This is a genomic window from Streptomyces sp. NPDC048560, from assembly GCF_040650955.1.
GTDB lineage: Bacteria > Actinomycetota > Actinomycetes > Streptomycetales > Streptomycetaceae > Streptomyces.
Window position 1 is genome coordinate 81,869 of record NZ_JBEZIJ010000009.1, and the last position, 20,833, is coordinate 102,701.

Genomic DNA, 20,833 nt, shown 5'->3' on the forward strand with positions numbered 1-20,833 from the left:
CGGGCGGAAATCAGGGGATCAGGGCGGCGGATGCGGGGACTCAGGCGAGCACGACAGGAACGCCCGCTCCGCGCAGGGCCTTGAGCGTGTGCGGACCGTTCGGATGGGTCTCGGCGTCCTCGGCGGCGAAGTCCGTCACGAAGGTGTCCACCGCGTCGAGGGGCGCGACCTGACTGAACGCCCGGACACCGAGCTTGGTGCCGTCGGCCACCGCTACGGTGCGGGCCGCCTGGGCGAGACCGGCCTGTTTGACCGCCGCGTCGTCCAGGGAGAACTCCGACCAGCCGTGCTCGCCGTGGACACCCCCGATGGACATCACGAAACAGTCGAAGGCCAGCGACTCCAGCGTGCGCAGGGCGAGGGGCCCCACCAGGGAACCCTCTCCCGCGCGGGAGCGTCCGCCGACGACGAGCAGCTCGATTCCGGGGCGGTCGGCGAGGCGCACCGCAGCCTGCAGGCTGAGCACCGCCACGGTCAGGGGCGCCCGGGCGGCGAGGTGTTCCGCGACGTGGACGGTGGTGGTGCCCGCGTCGAGCAGTACCCGGGATCCCGGCTCCACCATCGCGGCCACAGCCGCGCCGAGCCGGTCCTTCGTCGCTGCCTGCCAAGGTTCGCGCGCCGAGAATCCGGCGTCCTCCGCACGCGTCCGGGTGGCGACGGCTCCACCGTGCACCCGGCGAACCAGGCCCTTGCGCTCCAGTGCGTCGAGATCTCGGCGCACGGTCATCTCGGAGACGCCCAGTCGCTGGGAGAGCTCGGTGACGGAGACGCGGTCGGAACCCTGGACCAGCCGCAAGGTCAGGTCGAGACGATCAGCAACACTCATGGGGCATTCCTACCATGTCGATGTTCGAATGCACAGAACCATGAGCGATCACCGATCCGACCAGCGAGGTCCTCCTGAGCACGTTCGTGTGTTCCGCCGCTACGGCTGGTGCGTTTCGACTAGGGTGGGGGCGGAGGTGGCCCTGGTGCCCAACGAGCAGCACGAGCTTTTCGCGTCGGTGGACGCGCTACTGGAGCAGGCGGCGGCGCAATGCGACCTGCCGGAGCCGGCCGAGCGCAAACGGCTGCGGGAAGCAGCCGGCCTGAGCCAGGACCAGGTCGCGCGGGCGCTGTCGGTGCGGCGCGAGACCATCACGGGCTGGGAGTCGGGACGCACCGAACCACGTGCGCCCAAGCGCGCCGCGTACGCCCGGCTGCTCGACGGCCTCGCCGCCCGGCACCCCGATCCCGCTGACCGCACCTCTCCTGAGCCGGCGAGCGCGACGGCTCAGGAGGCAACGCTGCCCCACGGAGCGGCTCCCCGGGAGGCACCCTCCGCCCGGCCCGCCCCTTCCGAAGCGCCCCCCGCCGTCTCCCCCACCGTCCCCCGCACTCCGGCTCGCCCGACGGCCTCGCGCGGCCCCGCCGGGAGGCAACAGCCTCGCGATCCCGCGGGGAGACGACAGCCGCCCGCCCCCGATGCCGCGCCCCCCTCCACCCCGCTCGATCCACGCTTCGCCCACGGCCCCCTCGCCGTACTGGACGGCGAGGGAGCGGCGTACTGCGTCGGCGGCCTGGTCCTCGACTGTCCGGCCAAGGACATCGTGGCGCTGACCGAATGGGCCCTCAACGAGGCGAAGTTGGGCGCACCCCGGCTGAACCGCCACGGCAAGGACGCCGATCCGCTGCTCGTGATCACCGAAGCGGCTGCCGGGCGGCTCGGGCTGCCTGCGGTACTGGAGGACAGGCGGAACCTGCGCCTGCCCGATGACCACAAGATCAGCCGGCAGATCGCCAAGGCCAAGTGGAAGCTGACGAAGCGCGGTTTCGGACCCTGGACGCGTGTGTACCGGCCCGCGCAGGCGGGACGCCGCCAGTGCGTGCAGTTCGCGATCCTGCCGTGGGGCGCGCTCGACGCGCGCTCCTGGGGCGGGGCCGCCCAGCTGGGCGCGGCCGAACTCGCCTCCGTGCTGGGCGCGTACGCGATGCGCGTCCTCACGCCCCGGGGCTCGACGGCCGTGTCGGGTCTGGAACTGATGACGAGCCTGCGGCCCCCGACCCGGGCGGTGAAGGACGAGGCGGGCGAAGGCTGGGTGTCGGGGCCGAACCCGGGTTCGCTGACGGAGCCGGTGGATCCCGCGCCGCCCGAGGCCCCGTCGGAACACCCGGTCGTCGCCTCAGTTCACCCGCGCGGACATCAGCGGAGCCCGGACGAAGTCCTCGACGAGGAGGCCTTCGAGTGGATTCGCGATCCTCAACTGCTCACCGATGACGAGTGTGCAAGGAAGTACGCGGTCGGCATCGACGTGAACACCGCCTTCCTCGCGGCCGCCAATCGGCTGACCGTGGGCCTCGGAGCACCGGTCCACGTGAAGGCGCCCGCCTTCGACAAGGCCATGCCCGGCTCCTGGCTGATCGACCTGTCGGGCATCGAGCTGGACCCACGCCTGCCGAACCCGTTCACGCCGCACGGCGAGCGGCCGACCGGACCCGCCTGGTACGCGACACCGACCGTCTCGTACGCGGCCGAGCTCATCGCCACATACGGTCTGCCCGTCAGCCTCGCACCGCTGGAAGCCTGGGTCCGCCCGGAGAACGGGCCATATCTGGACCCCTGGTACAAGCAGCTCTCGGAGGCGTACAAGTCGACGATGGCCGATCTGGGCATCACGCCGGGCATGACGGAGGCCGACTTCCTCGCCGCGATGGCCACACACCGCCAGACGGACCCCGGAATGGCTGTCGTGCTCTCCGCGATCAAATCGACGGTCAAGGGCGGCATCGGCAAACTCAGGGAGCGGCCCCAGGGTGCGACGTACACGTATGGGGAACGATGGCCCGCACTGGAGCGCCCGACGTGGCGCCCCGACATCCGGGCCGCTGTCATCGCCGCCGCGCGGGCCAACATACACCGGAAGATCCTCAAGACGGCGCTCGCCACTCAGCACTCGACGGCGCCGGCGGGTCATCTGAACCTCGAAGCGGAGGCGTTGATCCCCGTGGCCCTGCTCTCCGACTGCGCCGTCTACCTGGCGGACGGGCCCGGCCCCCTCGACTTCCTGCCGCACACACCGGACGGTAAGCCCGCTCCCGGCTCCTTCCGCCTCGGCGTCAGCCCCGGCATGGTCAAACACGAAGGAACCCAGGACTTTCTGTGGGCCGTACAGATGCTCGACGAGGGCCACAACCCGGCCCGGCACATCAAGGGCACCGACGCGGCGGAGGGCGGCGAGTGATGACCCGGACCGCCCACTTCCCTCGCAGCGTCTCCATCCCGTGGGGTGCGTCACGCCACCCGGACGGTGGCCTCTTCCTCTGCTCCCACTGCCCACGAAAGGACTGAGATGGGCATCCTCGGAGACAGCCTGGAGAAGGCCTCCGCGAACACCGCCACCCGCCCACCCCCGAAGTCGGCGCCTGCCCAGATGCGCTACCTGGTCAAGCAGCACGCCGGCTCCACCAGAACCGTGGCGCAACTCCTGGGCATCTCGCAGCGCACGGTGGAGCGCTACCTCAAGGCACAGCTCAAACGCCCACGGTCCGAACTGGCGGCCCGCCTCGCCGACGAGGTGCGCAAGCGGTGGCAACCGCGCGTCCGGGAACGGGCGAAGAAGCAGGCCGCGAGCACCGGCGGCATCGTCATCGAGACCCGCGCACGGTTCGGTTTCACGGCCGCCCCGGGCACGACGGACGACGGACGCATCAGACTCATCACGCAACACCTGCCGCCGACCTACGCCGCCCGCCTCTTCGACGCCCAAGCCACCGGAGCCACCGAGGAAGACCTTCAGCGCATCGCCGCCGAAGGTCTCCAGGAGATCTACTTCCGGGACCGGGGCCGCCGAGCCGAGGGCCTGCTGGTCGAACTCAACGAGATCGACTACATCGAGATCGATTTCTGACCACCAGTGAACTTCGAGCTGTCGGTGCCCGTGCGACTGAGCGTCCGCTCTGCGGCTCAGCGCTTGATTCGGCGCGGCTGAGCATCTCAGTTGGCCGGCAGGGTTGAGGTCCTGACCTGACTGCTGTAATCGTTCATGGGCGCCCCGGCCCGAGATCTCAGGGCGCACACGGGCACGGGGGAGAAACGCTCATGCGATACGAACTTCGCGCTGCCTTCGGGGCAGCGATACTTCTGGTCACGGCCTCGACAGGCTGCTCGAGCGGCGAAGGGAGTTCCGCGCGGCCGTCCGGCACCCGCGCCACCGCCTCGACTGCTGCGCCGACTCCCACGCCTTCGGCCCTGACCGAGGTGATCAACCGGAGCCGCGACTCCTTGCTGACGTCGGGAGCGGTGGGCGCCGATACCCCCGGCCCCGAAGGCCTGATGCTGGTGGAGGCCTGGCCGAGGGGCGCCGCCTTCACGTGGGAAACCCGCGACGAACGGCTGTGCTGGGCGTCAGCCTCCGCGTACTCGTTCGGCGAGCGGGGCTGCGTCGACGAGCCCATCGCCGTCCAGAACTCCAGGGCGGTGCACTCGCTGGCAACCCTCTTCACCGATGGGGTGGTTTCTCTCTTCGCCGCCGACCATCAACAGGTGACGTCCGCGACCTGCGGCGGCACCCGCCTGGAAGTCCGCCGGGTCGGCACGATCAGGCAGGGCGCCCGGACTCTGTACGCCGTGAGGTTCTCGGACTACACGAAAGGCAGTATCACGTTGGCACTGAGCCACGACGGCACGAAGTCCGAGGCCCCGTTCTCACTCGGCGACATCGGCGACCGCAACTGCGCCGCCTCCTAGTGGCGCCTTCCCAGCCGGTGCGCTCGAATCGCAGCCCACCGGCACCAGCAGGACAACGCTGTGAAACCGCCTGCCCGGCCCGCTGTTGGACATGAGGGAAGTCCGGGCTCCACGCCTGGCGAGAGGACGTTCTCGGACATGTCCTGCCGTCGCCCGCAGCCATTGCCGAGCGGCCTACGGGCACTCCCGGAAGGCTCGGCGGGGCCAAACGATGCGCCTGACCGGTTCAGGTCCGCTTGGCCTCGGCTGCGGGGGCATCCGGGCCGCAGGACAGGCGGGCCGCCTCCAGGCCGGGAGTGTGTTCTTTGACGTTTCCGGCCGGTTCGGAGCACTCCAGGACACCCGAGCCATTGATCGTCCAGCTGGTGGCCCTGCCCGTCACATGCGTGCCGTCGCCACACGTGTACCGGAAGTCGGCGGTGACCTGCCGCACCCAGGCGTAGTCCACAAAGGTTCCGGCGCCGTCCACGCCGGTGCTGTTCTTGCTGAGAGCCGGCGCGGCTCTGCGCACGTCGGCGAACTCATAGCCGTTGCCGTCGGCAGCCTCGGGGTCTCCGAGGTGGGCACCCAGCGAGCGAAGCGCCGTCTCCGCGCCGGCCTGTGGTCCTCTTTCGAACGTGACGGCTGTGCGTGGCGTGTGGAGCGGGCGCAGCCGGTGGGTCAGAGTGCCGCCTCCCGGCCCGAGGGTCTGCTTTTCGGCGACCCCTGTCAGGACGTCTCGCTCGTGGGTGTTGAACCATGCGTACGTGCCGTTCTCGCACGCTGCGCCGACCGTGCTCCTGCCCTCGCCCCTGGCGGACGGTTCTCTTCCGTCGGACGTACAGCCGGCGGCAACCGCGACCAGCGCGGCTATCGCACCCACGGAGAGGCAGGTCTGTGTGATCTTCACGCTCATATCCCCCGGACCACTGGTCAATGGTGAAGTTGACCATGCCCTCCGTGCGCCCTCAGGACAAGGAACTTGAGCCACTTGTGAGCTCTGGCCGGGAGTCGCCCACTCGCAGCGTGGACGCGAGCGGACTACCACCGCGCCCACCCGACTTCTTCGGGCACAGGATGTCGGGTCCGGCCAGGTGTGTGCTGCCTACTGTGATCGCAGCAAGGAAGGAGGACCTGGAAATGCTGGAGCGGCTCAATCAGGCCATGGAACGCGTCGAGCACGGTCTCGACCAGCCCCTCGACGTGGCGGAGCTGGCGCGTATCGCGGCCACCTCGGAGTACCACCTGCGGCGGATGTTCTCGGCACTCGCGGGGATGCCTCTGTCGGAGTACGTCCGGCGCCGTCGGCTGACGGTCGCCGGCGCCGAGGTGCTCGCAGGGCAGGAGCCTCTGCTGGGGATCGCCCTGCGTTACGGATACAGCTCGGGCGAGGCGTTCGCCCGTGCGTTCCGCGCGCTGCACGGCGTGGGTCCGGGGGACGCACGGCGTACGGGATCGGTGCTCGTCTCCCAGCCCAGGTTGTCCTTCCGTCTCACCGTCGAAGGGAGCAACACCATGCGCTATCGCGTCGTGGACAGGGCGGACTTCACCGTCGTGGGTCTCAAGTCCAGGGTGCCATTGGTGCATTCAGGCCCCAACCAGGCGATCATCGACTTCGTACGTGGCATCGCGCCGCACACGCTCGAACAGCTTGAGAAGCTGTCCGACCAGGAGCCCCAGGGCATCGTCGCCGTCTGTGACGACCTCGACCCCAGCCGGGCGGAAGGCACGGAACTCGACTACTACCAGGCGGTGATCACGTCGGCGGACGCTCCCGAGGGGACAACCACCCTTCGCGTCCCGGCCGGCACCTGGGCGGTGTTCACCACGTCGGGGCCGGTGCCGCAGGCCATCCAGGAACTGTGGCGGGATGTGTTCACGGAGTGGTTTCCCTCGAACCCGTACCGCAGCCGCCCAGGACCCGAGATTCTGCGCACTGTCCTGTCCCCGGACAAGCTCAGCGCCGACGCCGAGCTGTGGCTGCCGGTGGAGCGCGAACAGCGCTGAGGACAGACCGGGTGTGCCGGCTCCGGCCCCCCAGGGCGGATGAACCACGCCTCGCCGGACCGGACCGGCCGGAGGCACGGGGACCGACCGACAGCCCGGAGACCGACCGGGGGGCACGGGGACCGGCCCGGGGCACGGGGACCGGTCGGTCAGGGGCAACGGGACCGGTTGGGGGCATGCAGCGGCGTGCTGGGAGGGGACCGACGTCCTCGGCCTGCGACGGGCAGTGCCCGGGGACGCCGGAAGGGTGCGAGGGCCGGGAGAGGCGCCCTCTCATGCCGTCGGGAAGCCGCTCCGAGCATGTTCGGCGGGCGGCCGTGTCCACCGTCCCCTCTCCCGTGCCCGCGGGCACGGGAGCCGTTGGAGTCGCACTCGTGCTCTCCTCGAAATAGGATTCAGGCACTTACGCACAGCGGAGCGGCCATGAACCGGCGTCGGACCCCCCGCTCAGCAAGCGCCGAGGAGCTGCTCACCACTCTTCACCACCTGACGGCGCGTGCCCGGCAGGAAGTGGAACTACATCGAGCGCGGGTGGAGCTGGCTCAGGCATTGCAGCGCGGAATGTTGCCCACCTCGTTGCCCACTCTTCCCGGGCTGCAGACCGCCGCGCGTTATGCCCCGGCGCACCACGGCCTGGACATCGGCGGCGACTGGTACGACGGCTTCGCCCTGCCCGACGGCTCGCTGGGCTTCGCCATCGGTGACGTCCAGGGCCACGATGTCGAGGCCGCCGCGTTCATGGGGCAGATCCGCATCGGTATGCGGGCCATCGCGGGGACCGAACCCGATCCGGGCGAGGTCATGGGCCGCACCAACGACCTGCTCGTCTCGGTGGGGTCCACGCTGTTCGCCACCTGCACGTTCTTCCGCCTGGACCCGTTGACCTGGGAGCTCCACAGCGCGCGTGCCGGTCATGTTGCGTGCGTGTGGGCCACGGCCGACGGCAGGACCGGCGTCACGACCGACGAGGGCGGGATGCCCCTGGGAATCGCGGCGCACGAACGGTATCCGGTGACCAGGCACGCCCTCGACGCGGCCGGGGCTTTCGTCCTCCTCACCGATGGCGTGGTCGAAGGCCCGTCGCTGCAGATCGAGGAGGGCCTGGACCGTGTGCGCCGGATCGTGAGCGCCCATGTGGAGGACCCCGCCGACGCACTGGCCGACGAGATCCTGCAGTCGGCCGCGCTCACAGGCCACGAGGACGACGCGGCGGTCCTCGTACTGCGCCACGAGGCTGCCGCCCGTCGGCGGAAGTGACGGGCGGGGTCCGCAAGGCGTGTCACGGCCGCACGGAGTCATGGCCGGTGTCTCATGAGAGCCGTGATCCGTAGCAAGGAATCCAGACGCCGGGCCGTAGCCGTCCTCCAGACGGTCGGCGTCGCCGCTGTCTACTACGCGTCCGCGCAGCTCGGTCTGCTGCAGGAGATGGTGGTGGAAGGCTCCGTCGTCACTCCGCTCTGGCCTCCGACGGGAATCGCGCTGGGTGCGCTCCTGTGGCTGGGCATCCGGATCTGGCCGGGCATCGCACTGGGCGCGCTGCTGACCATCATCGACATCAGCGGATCCCTCACCCTCTACGGTGTCGGGATCGCCGCGGGTAACACCCTGGCCCCCCTGTGCGCCTTTCTCATACTGCGCCGGATCGGCTTCCGCATCGGGATGGACCGGTTGCGGGACGGTGTCGCGCTGGTCTTCCTGGGCGCCCTCGTGGGGATGCTGATCAGCGCGACGGTCGGGTCCGCCATGCTGCTGCTCAGCGACAAGCTGCCGCCGGGCAGGTTCTGGCCGGTGTGGTCGGCCTGGTGGGTGGGGGACGCCATGGGTGTCCTGGTCGTCGCCCCGTTCCTGCTGGTGCTGGGCAGGATGCGGATGCCCCGGTCGACCGACCGGTGGGGGGAAGCGGCGTTGCTGCTGATCACCGCGGTGGCGGCGACGGGGGTGGCGACCAGGAGCTCACTGTCGATGATCTACCTGGTGTTCCCGGTCATCATCTGGGCGGCCCTTCGCTTCCGGCTGCCGGGCAGCGCCCCGTGCGCGCTGCTCGTCTCGGTGCTCGCGGTGATGGCCGGTCGGGACCACGTGGGGCCGTTCGAGGACCACACCGTGCTCGAGGTCATGGTGAACCTCGCCTTCCTCAACGGCTGTGTGGCACTCACCGCGCTGCTTCTGGCCGCGATCGTCACGGAGCACCAGACCATACGGCGCGAGACTGAGCTGGCCTGCGAGGAACTGGCCGCGCTGGTGGAGCAGCTCGCACCGCTTCCCACGATCCCCCGGCCGGACACCGGCACCAGCCCGCCGGACGGCCGGCCCTGACCCGTCGCAGCGGAACCCCCGCACAGCCCGCTTCTCACGGGAGATCACTGCGGGCAGGGGACCGGCGCGTTCAGTACGGGAGGGGGCGGCCGGAGGGCGTACGCAGGTCGAGCGGCGGCGGCCCCGTCGGCGGCTGAGCAGGACGACGAACAATCTGGATGCGGCTCATGGCCACCACCCCCTCCTGGTTATCCGGTATGTGCCCACGGGGGCTCCGTTCACACTTCCGAACGCTTCGGCCCCGGCACGGGAGTCCGTCGGGATGCGAACATCACGAGGTGCGGTGACCCTGGGTGCGTGGGGGGCGCAGATTCCAGGAGGATCATCCATGTCCGCGATGGACAAGATCAAGAAGATGCTCAAGGGCCATGAGGACCAGGCCTCCAAAGGCGTCGACAAGGTCGGCGACATGATCGACGACCGTACGCAGGGCAAGTACCGCGACAAGGTCGACACCGGCCAGGACAAGCTCAAGCAGCAGCTCGGCACCGATCGTGACCAGGACGTCCCGCCTCCCCCGCCCAGTCCCTGACGCCGCTCCCCGGGCACGGTTCACCGGCCGCCCGGGTGCGTTCCGTCCCTCTACGCGCCGGCTCCCGGCGGGCTCCGTGCCCGCCCGGAGCCGGCGTGCGGTGGGCCCCCGGCCGATTTCTTGTTATGTTCCCGGCCTCACCGCATCTCCCGAGTGTGGGACGTGACGAAACAGGACTCCGAAAGAGTGAGCGCAGCATGGGCGAGGCACACGAGACGGCGTTGATCAGGGCGGCGCAGGCCGGTGACGAGCGGGCACAGGACCAGCTCGTCACCGCGTATCTGCCGCTGATGTACAACATCGTGGGCCGCGCGCTCAACGGGCATGCCGACGTCGACGACGTGGTGCAGGAGAGCGTGCTGCGGATGCTCCGCGCGCTGCCGTCACTCCGTACGCCCGACAGTTTCCGCTCCTGGCTCGTGGCGATAACCATGAACGAGATACGCGGGCACTGGCGTGAGCGACGCCCCGAGCACATACCGGCCGGCGGCCTGGAGGACGCGCACGACGTCGTCGATCCCGCCGCGGACTTCGTCGGTCTGACCATCATCCGGCTCGGTCTCTCCGGTCAGCGCCGCGAGGTCGCCGAGGCCACGCGCTGGCTGGACGAGGACGACCGGGCCCTGTTGTCGCTGTGGTGGCTGGAGACCGCCGGGCAGCTGTCCAGGTCCGAGGTGGCGCTGGCGCTCGAACTGTCCCCGGAACACACCGCGGTGCGGGTGCAGCGTATGAAGAGCCAGTTGGAGACGGCCAGGCTGGTGGTCCGGGCCCTCGCGGCGGCGCCGCGCTGCACCCTGCTGGAGTCACTGGTCGCCGGGTGGGACGGACTCCCGTCCGCGCTCTGGCGCAAGCGGCTGGCCCGGCACGCCCGTGAGTGCACGGTGTGCTCGGGTCACCGGGTGGGTCTCGTGCCTGCGGAGGGGCTGCTCGTAGGCCTGGCGCTCGTTCCCCTGGCCGTGTCCGCCGGCGGTACGGCGCCGGATCTCCTGCTCACCTCAGCCGCAGCGCACACCGGGGGGCCCGGCCGGGCGGAGCGCAGACGCCGGCAGACCCGGCGTCGTCGCCGCAGTACGGTCCTGGCGGCGCTCGTGGCCGTCGCGGTGCTGGGCACGGGCGGCGGTGCGGTGCACCTGTACACCGACAAGGAAGGCGACGAGGAGAGCCAGGACGAGGGGCCCGCGACGGCTGCCGCGCCCGCGTCGCTTCCCACGCCCTCGGAGCCCGCTCCGACGCCGACGTCCGCATCCCCTTCGCCCTCGGCCTCACCGACGCCGAAGGCGTCCCGGAAGCCCAGCGCCTCCCCCACTCCCAAGGCCACGCCGACGACACGGAAGCCGTCGTCTCCGTCCCCCCGTCCCGCGCCGCCCAGGACCGTGCAGCCCGCTCCCTCCGGCCTGTCCGAACAGGTCACCGCTCTCGTCAACTCCGAGCGTACGAAGGAGGGGTGCGGAACCGTGCGGAGCAACGAGAAGCTCACGACGGCCGCGTCCCGGCACTCCGCCGACATGGTGGCCCGCGACTACTTCTCACACACCGCCCCCGACGGTTCGGACCCCGGCGACCGCATCACAGCGGCCGGGTACCGCTGGAGCACGTACGGGGAGAACATCGCGAAGGGCCAGCGCACGGCCGCCGACGTGATGGATTCCTGGATGAAGAGTCCAGGACACCGTGCGAACATCCTGAACTGCTCGTTCAAGGAGATCGGCGTGGGTGTGCAGGACTCGTCCGGCGGCCCCGTGTGGACCCAGGCCTTCGGCACCGCACTGTGACGGACAGGCGGGTCGGCGGCAGGTGAGACCGGTCTGTGGGGTCGCCGCCGAGCGGGCAGTGACCGGCCGGGGCAGCGACATCTGGCGGAAATGCGGCGGAAGCATTCCCTCCATGTCGGCGTCCTAGGCTGAGATCACCGCACAGGCCGAAGGCGTCCGCGCGCATCCGATTCCCCTCGCACCACAGGAGTCCGGTGTTCACACCCGCCTTTCTCACCTCGTCCGCTACCTCTTCCCTTCCGCTGTGGCTCGGTCATGTGCTGCGGACCCAGCGGGGGCCTGTCCGCCGGAGCGCGGTCCTGCGCGGGGCGCTCGCCGCGCTTCCGCTGCTGGGAGTCGTGCTCGCCGGGTACCCGACGGCCGGAGTTCCCCTGGCGCTGGGGGCGATGTTCGCCGGGATCAACGACAGGCCCGGAAGTCGTCGGGCCTCGGTCACCCGGCTGGGTGTGCCGGCCCTGTCGGGCGCGGCCGGGCTGCTGCTGGGCACCGCGACGGCCCTGGCCGCCGGTCCGGACCGGTCCCTGGTCCTGCTTCCGCTGGTCTTCGGCGCGCTCGGCCTGGTGGCGGGAGCGATCAGCTCGGTCGGACCGGTCGCTTCCGCCTGCGGTACGCAGATGATGGTGGCGGCCGTGATCGGCGCCGGGATGCCCCTGCCGGAACCGGGCTGGCTGCGGGCCCTGTTGTTCCTGTCCGGGGCGGCCTGGCCGATAGTGCTCCGGCTGGCGCTTCCTTCACCCGGGACGTCCGGCGGCGGCCCGTACCGCTTCGACGGTGAACGGGCGGCGGTGGCAGCCGTCTACACGGCCGTGGCTGACCTGCTTCTCGCGGCAGGCGGGCCGCGGGCACTCGCCCGCCGGGCCGCGCTGACCGCCGCCCTCGATCACGCCCAGGACGCCCTGTCCGGTCCCCGGCTGCGGCGGTACGCGAGTTCCGCGGCCGAACGGCGACTGCACGCGCAGTACGCCGCGGCGCTGCCGCTCGCCGAGGCCGCGACCGCACTCGCCTGGGCCGGCGAACCGCTGCCGGCCCGGATCGCGGAGGGGCCCCGGCGGCTGGCCGCGTCGGTGCGCACTGGCGGGCCATCCGGTTCCCTTCCCGCTCCGGCGCGCGGCACGGCAGGACTGCGCGCCCTGGACGATGCGCTGTTGCGGGCAGCCGCGGCCTTCGACTGCCGTGCCGGACAGCGGCTGCGTCCCCGGCGCCGGGGATCGTACGTGTCCGTTCTGCGCATGGCCTTCGGCGCGGCGGGCCGCGAGTACGGCATCCGGGTCGCGCTGTGCTGCGCGACGAGTACGGCGGTGGCGCAGAGCCTGCACCACGACCACTGGTACTGGCTGCCGGCCACCACGGTGTTCCTCGTCAAACCCGATCTGGGGCCGCTCGCGTCCCGGGTGCTCTGCCGGGCGGTGGGCACCGTGGCGGGCGCCGTCGTGTTCGCCGCGCTCGTGGCGGTGACGGCCGGTCAGCTCGCGCAGGTCGCTGCCGTCGCGCTCTGCGGCGCGCTGATCCCGGTCGCCACCAGGCACTTCGCGGCGCAGACCGCGGTGGTCACCGTGCTCGTACTCTCACTGGTGATGCTCGCCGGGGAGCCACAGGCCGCCGGGGACCGGGTGGTCGAGTCGCTGCTCGCGTGCGCGACGGTTCTGCTGGTCGGACACCTCCCCCTGCCGGGCCAGCGCGGCCACACCGTGCACACGGCCCTCGATACGGCGACGGGCGCCGCGCACCGCTACCTCGGCCACGTCCTCGACTCTCCCGATGACCGCGCCGGGCGCATGGCACTGCGCCGGGACGCGTACCGTTCGCTGGCGGCGGCGCGCACGGCCATCGACCTCTCCGCGGCCGAACTTCCGGCGGTCGCCCGGCGTACGGCAGGCTCCGACGACGTCGCGGGTGCGCTGGAACGCCTCATCGACACGACGACGGCCTGTGCGGTGCACCTCGACCACAGGGCCGCCCGACTGTCCTCCGCCCACGCCGAGAGGCTCGCCGAGCAGTTGTCGGCGCTGGGCGAAGCGCAGGGGGACACGTGGCCCGAGAGGCGGGACCGGGGGCTCGGCGCCGGACGGCGCAGGGCGGTGCGCGTTTCCTGACAGGCGCCCCGTTCGAGGCCGTCCGGGCTGCTTCGTAGGATGCTGTCATGATCGCTGAACTGCAATGTGTGGTGCTGGACTGCCCGGACCCGACGCGTCTCGCGGAGTTCTACGGCGCGTTGCTCGGCGGAACCGTCAACCGGCCCGATCCCCGGTGGGCCGTCGACGAGAGCTGGGCGACCGTGCACACCGCGAACGGGGCCGTGTACGCGTTCCAGCGCGTGGCGGACTACCGTTCGCCTCGGTGGCCCGACCCGGCCGCACCACAGCAGTTCCACCTGGACTTCGCGGTCCGAGACCTGGACCGGGCGCAGGACGATGTGCTGGCCCTGGGCGCGGACCTGCTCGACGAGGGGCCGACCGGGCGTGGCTGGCGCGTCTTCGCGGACCCGGCGGGGCATCCTTTCTGTCTGGTACGGCACTGAGGGAAGTCGCCCTGAGCGCGCGGCCCCGCACCCGTGAACCTCTCCCGTCCGGCCACCGGCGCCCGGTCGTGGCTCTCCACCAACCAACCTTGAGGACCGATTCCCTTCATGAGTGCTCACACGCCCGGCGGCCCCGGTCACGGACGCCGCACCGCTCCCCTGCTCCGGATGAGATCCCGGGACCCGCACGAGGACCATCGGGCGGCGACACCGCTGGAGTTGTTCTTCGACCTCTGCTTCGTCGTCGCGGTCGCCCAGGCGGGTGCGCGGCTGGTCCATGCCGTGGCCGAGGGCGACCCCGGCCATGGCATCACCGGGTACCTGTTCGTCTTCTTCGCCATCTGGTGGGCCTGGGTGAACTTCACCTGGTTCGCCTCCGCGTACGACTGCGACGACGTGCCGTACCGCATCGCCACCCTCGTCCAGATCTCGGGCGTGCTGGTCCTGGCGGCCGGAGTTCCGCGGGCCTTCGACAACGCCGACTTCACCGTCGGCATCATCGGCTACCTGATCATGCGGGTGGCACTCACCTTCCAGTGGCTGAGGGCGGCCTACAGCGAGACGGGCGCTGCCAGGGTGACCGCGCTGCGGTACGCGGCAGGCCTGGTGGTGGTCCAGGCCGGGTGGGTGGTCCTGCTGTTTCTGCCTGCCGGAGCCTGGACGTGGGGTTTCCTGTTCCTGGCAGCCTGCGAACTCTCGGTGCCCGCCTTCGCCGAGCGTCACCGGCGCACCTCCTGGCATCCGCGCCACATCGCGGAGCGCTACGGCCTGTTCACGATCATCATGCTGGGTGAGACCATCGCTGCCGCGACGGTGGCGGTGCAGTCGGCGCTCGACGATTCAGCCGCGCTCGACGAACTGCTTCCCATCGCGGCGGGTGGACTGGTCATCGTCTTCGCCGCGTACTGGATCTACTTCGCCGTCCCCATCCACGAGCATCTGGTGGGCAGGCGGCAGGCATTCGTGTGGGGCTACGGCCATTTCCTGATCTTCGCCTCGGCCGCAGCGATCGGTGCGGGCATCGAGGTGACGGTGGAGCAGGTGACGCACCACGCGCACATCTCCGCGACCGCCGCCGCAGCAGCGGTGACCGTTCCCACGGCGCTGTTCATGTTCGTGGTGTGGGCACTGCACGCCCGGCACTTCAAGGAGGGCGGGCGTCAGCAGCTCGTTCTTCCGGTCAGCTCGGTCCTCGTGCTCGTCACGACGTTCGCGGGGCACTGGGCCGTCCCGCTGGCCGGTCTCGTCTGCGCGCTCACTGTCGCCGTCGGCGTCGCCATGTCGGCGCGTCGGTCCGCCGCCGAGTGAGAGTGGGGAGCACACAGGTGTTGCCGGGAGTCTTTCCGTGGCCTGTGCGGGGGGTCAGCGGGTGAGGAGGAGCAGCGCGGCGCAGGTTCCGCTCGCCGCGCCGACGGCCAGGGCCACGGCTGCCAGGCAGCGCCTCCTGAGCAGGCGGTAGCGCTCGGAGTATTCGACGCGGAGTTCGGCTGCCCGGTCGGAGATGCGGCCGAGCGTTTCCCCGCTGGAGGCCACACGGTCCGCGGTGTAGACGCGTTCGACATCCTCACGCTGGCCACGGGTCAGCCAGGGAAGCTGGTTCGTGAAGCGAGCGGCGCGCCTGCGGGCGTCCTCCACCTCGGCGTTCCACAACAGGTAGCCCTCCAGCTGGGCCAGGCCCCTGGCACTGTCCTTGTCGTGCTGCATGGTTCACCTTCTCCGTCGGGCCGTCCTCGCGCTGGGAGGGCTCCTCACGTCGTCCACCGGCCGCCCGGCAGCCACGGCTGTTCGGCGGCGGCGTCGAGCTGACGGACCGCGGGGCGCTGCGGGTCGGACGCCGGGGACCGGCCGACGGCCGTTCGCGGACTCGGCGACCAGAATGGACCTCCGGCCGTCCCAGCTGTGGGACATCCCCCTCAGCGCGACGAGCCCGGACGCCAAGGACACTCCTTTGGCCGACCGCCACGCCTTCGCGGCCGCCGGAACGGATCAGGGCGGGCCTTCGCGGCCGCCGCAGATCAGGACAGGCATTCGGGGCCGTCGGAGAATCAGGGCGGAGGGCGGCGATCGCTCAATCCATGCGAAAGCCTCAGGCACCGGCCCACTCGCGCATGGCCTCGCGGGAAGGGAAATCCGCGACGTCCCTGTCCAGTGGGTCATCGGTGTACTGGTGAATGCGCCAGGGTGCCTCGATACGGGGCCGGCCCCGGGTGCCGTAGTCGGCGATCCACAGTCCGTCGCCCGCGTACGAGGTCGTGTCGTGGTTGAGCCAGAAGTGACGGTTGCAGTACAGCAGGACGCGGTGGCCGGGCCGCAGGCCCTTCACCGCACGGATGAAGCGGTCTTTGTCCTCATTGCTCGCGCGTGTTCCCTCGCCGGTCTGTTCCCAGTCCACGGCGAGCAGGTCACCGGCCCTCGCGGGAGCCTCGCCCACGAAGTACTCGGCCTGATCGGAGACGTCTCCCGGCCAGAGGAAGTGGTAGAAGCCGACGACGCACCCGGCCTCTCGCGCACGCGCGGTCTGGTCCTTGAGGCGTGGGTTCACATAGGAGCGGCCTTCGGTGGCCTTGATGAGAACGAAGTCGAGACCGTCCGTGTCGAAGGACGTCTGGTACGCGCTGACGTCGACGCCGTGCAGCATTGGCGCCACCTCCAAGTGGGGGAAAGAGGGCCGGCTCTCCTCCTCTACGTGCCCGGGCCGTCGACCGCCCATCCGCCCGAGGGAAGAAGAACCGATCCGTCATCGCCGGAATAGTGCCCGGCTGCACGCAGTTGGTGACCGAACGAGACTTGGTCACGTCACGCACCTCTGCATCGGAAGGTCGGAGCCATGAAGATCGGCATCATCGGAGCGGGCAACATCGGCGGCAATCTGACCCGTCGTCTCACAGCACTCGGGCACGAGGTCTCCATCGCCAATTCGCGCGGTCCGGAGACCCTGACCGGTCTGGCCGAGGAGACTGGGGCTCACCCCGTCACCGCGAGCGAGGCGGCGCGCGGCGCGGAGCTCGTCGTCGTGACGGTCCCGGTCAGGGCCGTCCCGGACCTGCCGAAGGACATTCTCGACGCAGCGGCGCCCGGCGCGGTGGTCGTCGACACGGGCAACTACTACCCGCAGCAGCGCGACGGCCGCATCGACGCCATCGAGGACGGGCTGCCGGAGAGCCGCTGGACCGAGCAGCAGATCGGCCACCCCGTCATCAAGGCGTTCAACGGGACGTACGCGCAGGACATCCTCGACCGGGGCCGTCCCCAGGGCACCCCCGGGCGTCAGGCCCTGCCCGTCGCGGGTGACGACCCGGCCGCCAAGCAGACCGTGCGGGATCTCATCGACGAACTGGGCTTCGACACCGTGGACGCGGGCGGCCTGGACGACTCGTGGCGCCAGCAGCCCGGTACACCGGTGTACGGCAGCCAGGGCGACGTGGACGCCATCGTCAAGGCCCTCGCCGAAGCGTCCCCGGAACGCACCGCCGAGTTTCGGGCCTGAGTCCGACCCCTGCGGAGGGCGGCCGGGCGCACACGCTCCCGGCCGCCCTCCGCGCTTCTCCGGGCCGTCGTGCGCGGAAGCACACCACTGACCGCCTCCACCCCGGACGCTACCGGTGAGTAAGGTGTGGCTCCCCGGGCGGCGGCTCCACGGTCCCATCGGCCCGGCAGTCGTCCAGCACGGCCGTGGAGAGGGAGCCTGCCGCATGTCCCGCACCATGTCCGTCTCGGACAGCATCGTGATCGACGTCGTCCCGTCGGCGGCGTACGAGCAGCTCAGCGACCCCACGGCGATGGGCCGGTGGAGTCCGGAGAACACGGGCGCGACCGTCGTGGGGGATCGCAAGGACGCGTACGTCGGCATGGTGTTCGAGGGACGCAACAAGCGCGGCCCCGTGCGCTGGACGACCAGGTGCACGGTGACGGCCGCCGAGCCCGGGAAGCGCTTCGCCTTCCGCGTCCACGCCATCGGCGCACGGCGCCCACTTCTCCCGGGGGCGATAGCCACCTGGGAGTACCGCTTCGAGCAGGTCGACGGCGCCACCCGCGTCACCGAGACCTGGACCGACGACCGGCGCGCCTGGCCCGACTTCGTGGCCAACGCCTTCGACCGTGTCGCGACCCGGGGACACACCTTCGCCGTCTTCCAGGCCCGCAACATCCGGACCACCCTGGAACGGCTGAAGCAGGCACTGGAAGCCGGCTGACCCGTACCCGTACGGCGGTCGGCGTCCACCCGGGTCAGGCGGCCCAGTGCGAGGGCCGGGTGAGCGCGGGCGGCAGCTTGGTGGAGGCGTCACCTCTCGCCGCGTTGAGCTGCGCCTGGGTGAGGAACAGACTGCCGGTGAGGTCGGCGCCCGCCAATTCGGCGTCACGGAAGTCCGCGCCTATGAGGTCGGCGAGCCGCAGGTCCGCCCCCGTGAGGTCCGCCGCTATGAGATAAGCGCCCCGGAGGTCGGCGCCGCGCAGATCGGCCCCGCGGAGCCGGGCCCCTATGAGGTCGGCGCCGCGGTGGTTGCGCCTCTTTCGCCGGGGGGCGGTGGCGCGCGCGAGTTCACTGGTCCGCTGGAGCAGGGTGGCCACGCCGTCGCGGTGGGCCGACACGTCCAGTTCGGCCAGGGATCCGGCCGGGCTGTCCGTCAGACGTTCAGTGACGTCGCGCGCCCGCCTGAGCTCGGCGTGGAGGGGCTCCGCCGCGGGCAGTGTCAGCGCCTCGGTGAGATACCAGAGCAGTTCGTGCAGCTGGCGCATCACAGGGAACACCTGGAACATCTGCTGCGCGGTGGACGGTTCCCGTCGCCAGTCCCGGCCGGCATACGTCTCCTGGGAGACCTTCTGACCGGCGCCGAAGCAGTCGTACACCGTGCAGCCGGAGAATCCCTCCGACCGCAGCCGGGTGTGAATCCCACAGCGGAAGTCGTCCCGGAGGTTGCGGCAGGGCTTCCCCGCCTCCTTGTTCATCGCGAAGTCCGCCGAAGCCGTCAGGGTCAGCGCGACGCAACACAGCCCGAAGCAGTTGGCGCAGTCGGCGCGCAGTGCGAGGCGCCCGTCGGCGGGTACGGCGGTCGGATCGTCGTCGGGCACGGTGCGTGACTTCCTCTGGTTGTCGTCCGGGAGGCCCGATTTTAACGAGGCGTCACCCGTACGCGCCGCCTCATGATCATCACTCGCCGCGCGGGCCGCCGTAACGTCCCGTTTCGCCCTACCCTCCAGGCGAAAGAGCCCCCTTCATGCGCGTACGTCCGATGGCTGCCCCCCGTTCCGCAGCCCGTCTCGGTCCCGGATACCGGCCCTTCTCCCGTCGGCTGGTCGTCTCCCTGCTGCTCCCGCTGCTGACCGTGGCGGGCGGCGCGCTGTTCGCACCCGGCGTCGCGGTGGCGGTTCCCTCAGCGGTTCCGTCAGTCTCCATCGGCTTCGCGCCGGCTGCCGACGAGGCGTGCACGAGCAGCGACCCGGTCGTCTGCGCGATCCGGCAGATGACGCCGGAGGAGCGCGCGGAAGCGCGCGGGGTCCGGATCCGCTATCACGCGCTGCTGGACGAGATGGAGCGGGTCGAGCAGCGGATGCGCGACGAGGGCCGGTCGGACGAGGAGATCGCCAGGGTCCTGGTGCACATGCGCAACGAGGCGAAGGACATCACGAGGGCGGGGATGTATCCGGAGGCGGTCGCCCTCCTGGAGGCCCGCAACATCGTCAAGTACGGCAACCCCCTCGGCCCGACGGCCGACCAGCAGTTCGCCAGGTACGGCAGCTGGGACAAGGTGATCGACGCGGCGACGCGCAGCAGCGCAGCGGTCGACCAGGAGCTCGGTCTGGAACCGCGCCGCTGATGTCTCCTGTCGTGCTGCGGGACTACGACCGCCACGGCGACGTGTGGCTGCTCGATCCGGTCTCCGGCCGCCTCTCCCCCGGCGCCCCACGGGCTGCCGACGACGCGAACACAGCGGACCTCTGCCACGGTTTCGTCCATGTCCTGCCGCGCGACGCCCTCTCCTCCCGCACGTCCGCCGAAGGCGCCGCCCTGTACGCCGAGTCGTCGAGACTCTGGCTGCAGCTGGGCGCCGAGCGGTGGGACTGCGATCTGGCATCGGTGCGCTACACCCGGCAGCCTGACGGCAGCCGCCTCCTGACGATCGCTTCCCGGGGCGGACCGGCGCGTGAGGTTCCGGTGCCGGCGCCGGACACCGGGCCGTTCGATCCGACCTACGACTGGACCGACGCCCTCGCGGACGACTTCTTCCTGTGGGCGGCCGACCAGCTCTCCAGGTCAGGCCACCGGGACGTACTGCGGGCTCACTACCTGCGAGGCTTCGAGCCCGCGTGACCGTGGCGCGGTTCGCCCCGGGGCGTGCCGTCGGTCTGCCGCCTGTCGCGCGACGCCCGGCGCGTCCTTCGGGTGGACGACGGCTGTCCGACGTCACGCGCTGGCACTGTCGGTGGGGTGACGCACACTTGGGCTCACGCAGGTCACCGCCGAACGGGGGCACCGATGAGCACTGCGGACGAGACGGGCTTCGAGCCCGCGACCGGGGACGGTCCGCCGCTTCCCGGCATCCCGAAGGAGCGCGCCGGGTCGGTCAGGACGGCGTACGAGGGGATGCTGCAGATCCGGCGGCTGACCAACGCACAGCATCCGGAGCCAGAAGCGGTGCCGGCCCCCTGGGAGCTTCATCGCTCGGCCCGGGCCGTGGCGCTGGCTCTGGAGGCCGCGGGACTGCCGCCCTCAGCCGTCGACGCCTCCGGCCGACGGGTCGCGCTCGGCTACCGCGTGAGCCAGGGCGAGGCCCCGGGTTCCGTCCGGGTGGAGTGGCTTGGCCCGCCCGGCAGCGGGGCGGCGCACGACGAGGAGGAATCGCTGCCTCGATGCGCGCTGGTGCTCCGCCGGCTGGGCTGGACCGCACTGCTGTACCGGGGACCACGCCGAAGACGCTTCCTGGAAGTGGAACCGCCGGCCGGGCAGCCGCGCGCGGGCGGAGCGTGACCGGGCTCGGACGTGC

At 71.0% G+C, this 20,833-nt stretch carries 20 protein-coding genes and 1 pseudogene; 16 read left to right on the forward strand and 5 right to left on the reverse strand.

From position 1 onward, the window contains the following. Window positions 1-40 precede the first annotated feature (40 nt). The gene (locus AB0C82_RS23670) at window positions 41-826 is read right to left on the reverse strand and encodes a DeoR/GlpR family DNA-binding transcription regulator (RefSeq protein WP_362845384.1); all 786 of its coding nucleotides are present in this window, start codon (window positions 824-826) and stop codon (window positions 41-43) included. A 145-nt stretch (window positions 827-971) separates the two neighbouring features. On the opposite strand from AB0C82_RS23670, the gene AB0C82_RS23675 reads away from it, so the two are divergent. The 3 genes from AB0C82_RS23675 to AB0C82_RS23685 all read left to right on the forward strand — a co-directional run bounded on the left by AB0C82_RS23675 (window position 972) and on the right by AB0C82_RS23685 (window position 4,726). Then, window positions 972-3,221 carry a helix-turn-helix domain-containing protein gene (locus AB0C82_RS23675; RefSeq protein ID WP_362845386.1) on the forward strand — a complete coding sequence of 750 codons (2,250 nt, stop codon included), beginning with the start codon at window positions 972-974 and terminating at the stop codon, window positions 3,219-3,221. Window positions 3,222-3,329: 108 nt separating this feature from the next. Further along, window positions 3,330-3,887, forward strand: a complete 558-nt coding sequence (locus AB0C82_RS23680) for an XRE family transcriptional regulator (protein ID WP_362845388.1) — start codon at window positions 3,330-3,332, stop codon at window positions 3,885-3,887. A 191-nt stretch (window positions 3,888-4,078) separates the two neighbouring features. After that, on the forward strand, window positions 4,079-4,726 hold the full coding sequence (locus AB0C82_RS23685) for a hypothetical protein (protein ID WP_362845390.1): 648 nt from the start codon (window positions 4,079-4,081) through the stop codon (window positions 4,724-4,726). Between the two features lie 226 nt (window positions 4,727-4,952). On the opposite strand, the gene AB0C82_RS23690 is transcribed toward AB0C82_RS23685, so the two are convergent. Then, entirely contained in the window at window positions 4,953-5,615 is a 663-nt protein-coding gene (locus AB0C82_RS23690) for a hypothetical protein (protein ID WP_362845392.1), read from the reverse strand. A 230-nt stretch (window positions 5,616-5,845) separates the two neighbouring features. Here AB0C82_RS23690 and AB0C82_RS23695 point away from each other — a divergent pair, with 230 nt between their 5' ends. From AB0C82_RS23695 to AB0C82_RS23730, 8 genes are all read left to right on the forward strand, one after another. Continuing rightward, complete coding sequence (locus AB0C82_RS23695; protein ID WP_362845943.1) at window positions 5,846-6,712, forward strand: AraC family transcriptional regulator; 867 nt, start codon at window positions 5,846-5,848, stop codon at window positions 6,710-6,712. Between the two features lie 423 nt (window positions 6,713-7,135). Further along, window positions 7,136-7,969: a PP2C family protein-serine/threonine phosphatase gene (locus AB0C82_RS23700; protein WP_362845393.1), complete on the forward strand. Its 834-nt coding sequence runs from the start codon at window positions 7,136-7,138 to the stop codon at window positions 7,967-7,969. Window positions 7,970-8,032: 63 nt separating this feature from the next. Further along, window positions 8,033-9,028 (forward strand): MASE1 domain-containing protein, encoded by a 996-nt coding sequence (locus tag AB0C82_RS23705; protein ID WP_362845395.1) that lies wholly within the window; start codon window positions 8,033-8,035, stop codon window positions 9,026-9,028. A 328-nt stretch (window positions 9,029-9,356) separates the two neighbouring features. Next, a complete protein-coding gene (locus AB0C82_RS23710; RefSeq protein ID WP_362845397.1) occupies window positions 9,357-9,560 on the forward strand; it encodes an antitoxin in 204 nt (67 codons plus the stop codon). A gap of 197 nt (window positions 9,561-9,757) precedes the next feature. Beyond that, window positions 9,758-11,332 carry a sigma-70 family RNA polymerase sigma factor gene (locus tag AB0C82_RS23715; protein WP_362845399.1) on the forward strand — a complete coding sequence of 525 codons (1,575 nt, stop codon included), beginning with the start codon at window positions 9,758-9,760 and terminating at the stop codon, window positions 11,330-11,332. A gap of 257 nt (window positions 11,333-11,589) precedes the next feature. Further along, on the forward strand, window positions 11,590-13,425 hold the full coding sequence (locus AB0C82_RS23720) for an FUSC family protein (protein ID WP_362845945.1): 1,836 nt from the start codon (window positions 11,590-11,592) through the stop codon (window positions 13,423-13,425). 47 nt (window positions 13,426-13,472) lie between these two features. Beyond that, window positions 13,473-13,850: a VOC family protein gene (locus AB0C82_RS23725; RefSeq protein ID WP_362845401.1), complete on the forward strand. Its 378-nt coding sequence runs from the start codon at window positions 13,473-13,475 to the stop codon at window positions 13,848-13,850. A 168-nt stretch (window positions 13,851-14,018) separates the two neighbouring features. Continuing rightward, the gene (locus AB0C82_RS23730; RefSeq protein ID WP_362845403.1) at window positions 14,019-15,158 is read left to right on the forward strand and encodes a low temperature requirement protein A; all 1,140 of its coding nucleotides are present in this window, start codon (window positions 14,019-14,021) and stop codon (window positions 15,156-15,158) included. Between the two features lie 54 nt (window positions 15,159-15,212). Here the strand turns inward: AB0C82_RS23730 and AB0C82_RS23735 are convergent, their stop codons facing one another. Together AB0C82_RS23735 and AB0C82_RS23740 are read right to left on the reverse strand one after the other, a co-directional pair. Beyond that, window positions 15,213-15,554 (reverse strand): hypothetical protein, encoded by a 342-nt coding sequence (locus tag AB0C82_RS23735; RefSeq protein ID WP_362845405.1) that lies wholly within the window; start codon window positions 15,552-15,554, stop codon window positions 15,213-15,215. Between the two features lie 382 nt (window positions 15,555-15,936). Next, window positions 15,937-16,488, reverse strand: a complete 552-nt coding sequence (locus AB0C82_RS23740) for a glycoside hydrolase family 25 protein (protein ID WP_362845407.1) — start codon at window positions 16,486-16,488, stop codon at window positions 15,937-15,939. Window positions 16,489-16,644: 156 nt separating this feature from the next. Here AB0C82_RS23740 and AB0C82_RS23745 point away from each other — a divergent pair. Together AB0C82_RS23745 and AB0C82_RS23750 are read left to right on the forward strand one after the other, a co-directional pair. Continuing rightward, window positions 16,645-17,337: pseudogene (locus tag AB0C82_RS23745) on the forward strand (NAD(P)-binding domain-containing protein); the annotation flags it as partial. A gap of 205 nt (window positions 17,338-17,542) precedes the next feature. Beyond that, window positions 17,543-18,043 (forward strand): SRPBCC family protein, encoded by a 501-nt coding sequence (locus AB0C82_RS23750; RefSeq protein WP_362845409.1) that lies wholly within the window; start codon window positions 17,543-17,545, stop codon window positions 18,041-18,043. 34 nt (window positions 18,044-18,077) lie between these two features. Here the strand turns inward: AB0C82_RS23750 and AB0C82_RS23755 are convergent, their stop codons facing one another. Continuing rightward, complete coding sequence (locus AB0C82_RS23755; protein WP_362845411.1) at window positions 18,078-18,920, reverse strand: pentapeptide repeat-containing protein; 843 nt, start codon at window positions 18,918-18,920, stop codon at window positions 18,078-18,080. Window positions 18,921-19,066: 146 nt separating this feature from the next. On the opposite strand from AB0C82_RS23755, the gene AB0C82_RS23760 reads away from it, so the two are divergent. From AB0C82_RS23760 to AB0C82_RS23770, 3 genes are all read left to right on the forward strand, one after another. Continuing rightward, window positions 19,067-19,666, forward strand: coding sequence for a hypothetical protein (locus AB0C82_RS23760; RefSeq protein WP_362845413.1), 600 nt, complete (start codon window positions 19,067-19,069; stop codon window positions 19,664-19,666). Next, window positions 19,666-20,160, forward strand: coding sequence for a hypothetical protein (locus AB0C82_RS23765; protein WP_362845415.1), 495 nt, complete (start codon window positions 19,666-19,668; stop codon window positions 20,158-20,160). The genes AB0C82_RS23760 and AB0C82_RS23765 overlap by 1 nt, the downstream gene beginning before the upstream one ends. 165 nt (window positions 20,161-20,325) lie before the next feature. Next, a complete protein-coding gene (locus AB0C82_RS23770) occupies window positions 20,326-20,817 on the forward strand; it encodes a hypothetical protein (protein WP_362845417.1) in 492 nt (163 codons plus the stop codon). Window positions 20,818-20,833 lie beyond the last annotated feature (16 nt).

What these genes read in the sequence shown, in the direction of transcription:
- AB0C82_RS23670 (WP_362845384.1), bottom strand. Translation starts at nt 826, where the DNA reads ATGAGTGTTGCTGATCGTCTCGACCTGACCTTGCGGCTGGTCCAGGGT.
- AB0C82_RS23680 (WP_362845388.1), top strand. Translation starts at nt 3,330, where the DNA reads ATGGGCATCCTCGGAGACAGCCTGGAGAAGGCCTCCGCGAACACCGCC.
- AB0C82_RS23685 (WP_362845390.1), top strand. Translation starts at nt 4,079, where the DNA reads ATGCGATACGAACTTCGCGCTGCCTTCGGGGCAGCGATACTTCTGGTC.
- AB0C82_RS23695 (WP_362845943.1), top strand. Translation starts at nt 5,846, where the DNA reads ATGCTGGAGCGGCTCAATCAGGCCATGGAACGCGTCGAGCACGGTCTC.
- AB0C82_RS23700 (WP_362845393.1), top strand. Translation starts at nt 7,136, where the DNA reads ATGAACCGGCGTCGGACCCCCCGCTCAGCAAGCGCCGAGGAGCTGCTC.
- AB0C82_RS23710 (WP_362845397.1), top strand. Translation starts at nt 9,357, where the DNA reads ATGTCCGCGATGGACAAGATCAAGAAGATGCTCAAGGGCCATGAGGAC.
- AB0C82_RS23715 (WP_362845399.1), top strand. Translation starts at nt 9,758, where the DNA reads ATGGGCGAGGCACACGAGACGGCGTTGATCAGGGCGGCGCAGGCCGGT.
- AB0C82_RS23725 (WP_362845401.1), top strand. Translation starts at nt 13,473, where the DNA reads ATGATCGCTGAACTGCAATGTGTGGTGCTGGACTGCCCGGACCCGACG.
- AB0C82_RS23730 (WP_362845403.1), top strand. Translation starts at nt 14,019, where the DNA reads ATGAGATCCCGGGACCCGCACGAGGACCATCGGGCGGCGACACCGCTG.
- AB0C82_RS23735 (WP_362845405.1), bottom strand. Translation starts at nt 15,554, where the DNA reads ATGCAGCACGACAAGGACAGTGCCAGGGGCCTGGCCCAGCTGGAGGGC.
- AB0C82_RS23740 (WP_362845407.1), bottom strand. Translation starts at nt 16,488, where the DNA reads ATGCTGCACGGCGTCGACGTCAGCGCGTACCAGACGTCCTTCGACACG.
- AB0C82_RS23750 (WP_362845409.1), top strand. Translation starts at nt 17,543, where the DNA reads ATGTCCCGCACCATGTCCGTCTCGGACAGCATCGTGATCGACGTCGTC.
- AB0C82_RS23760 (WP_362845413.1), top strand. Translation starts at nt 19,067, where the DNA reads ATGCGCGTACGTCCGATGGCTGCCCCCCGTTCCGCAGCCCGTCTCGGT.
- AB0C82_RS23765 (WP_362845415.1), top strand. Translation starts at nt 19,666, where the DNA reads ATGTCTCCTGTCGTGCTGCGGGACTACGACCGCCACGGCGACGTGTGG.
- AB0C82_RS23770 (WP_362845417.1), top strand. Translation starts at nt 20,326, where the DNA reads ATGAGCACTGCGGACGAGACGGGCTTCGAGCCCGCGACCGGGGACGGT.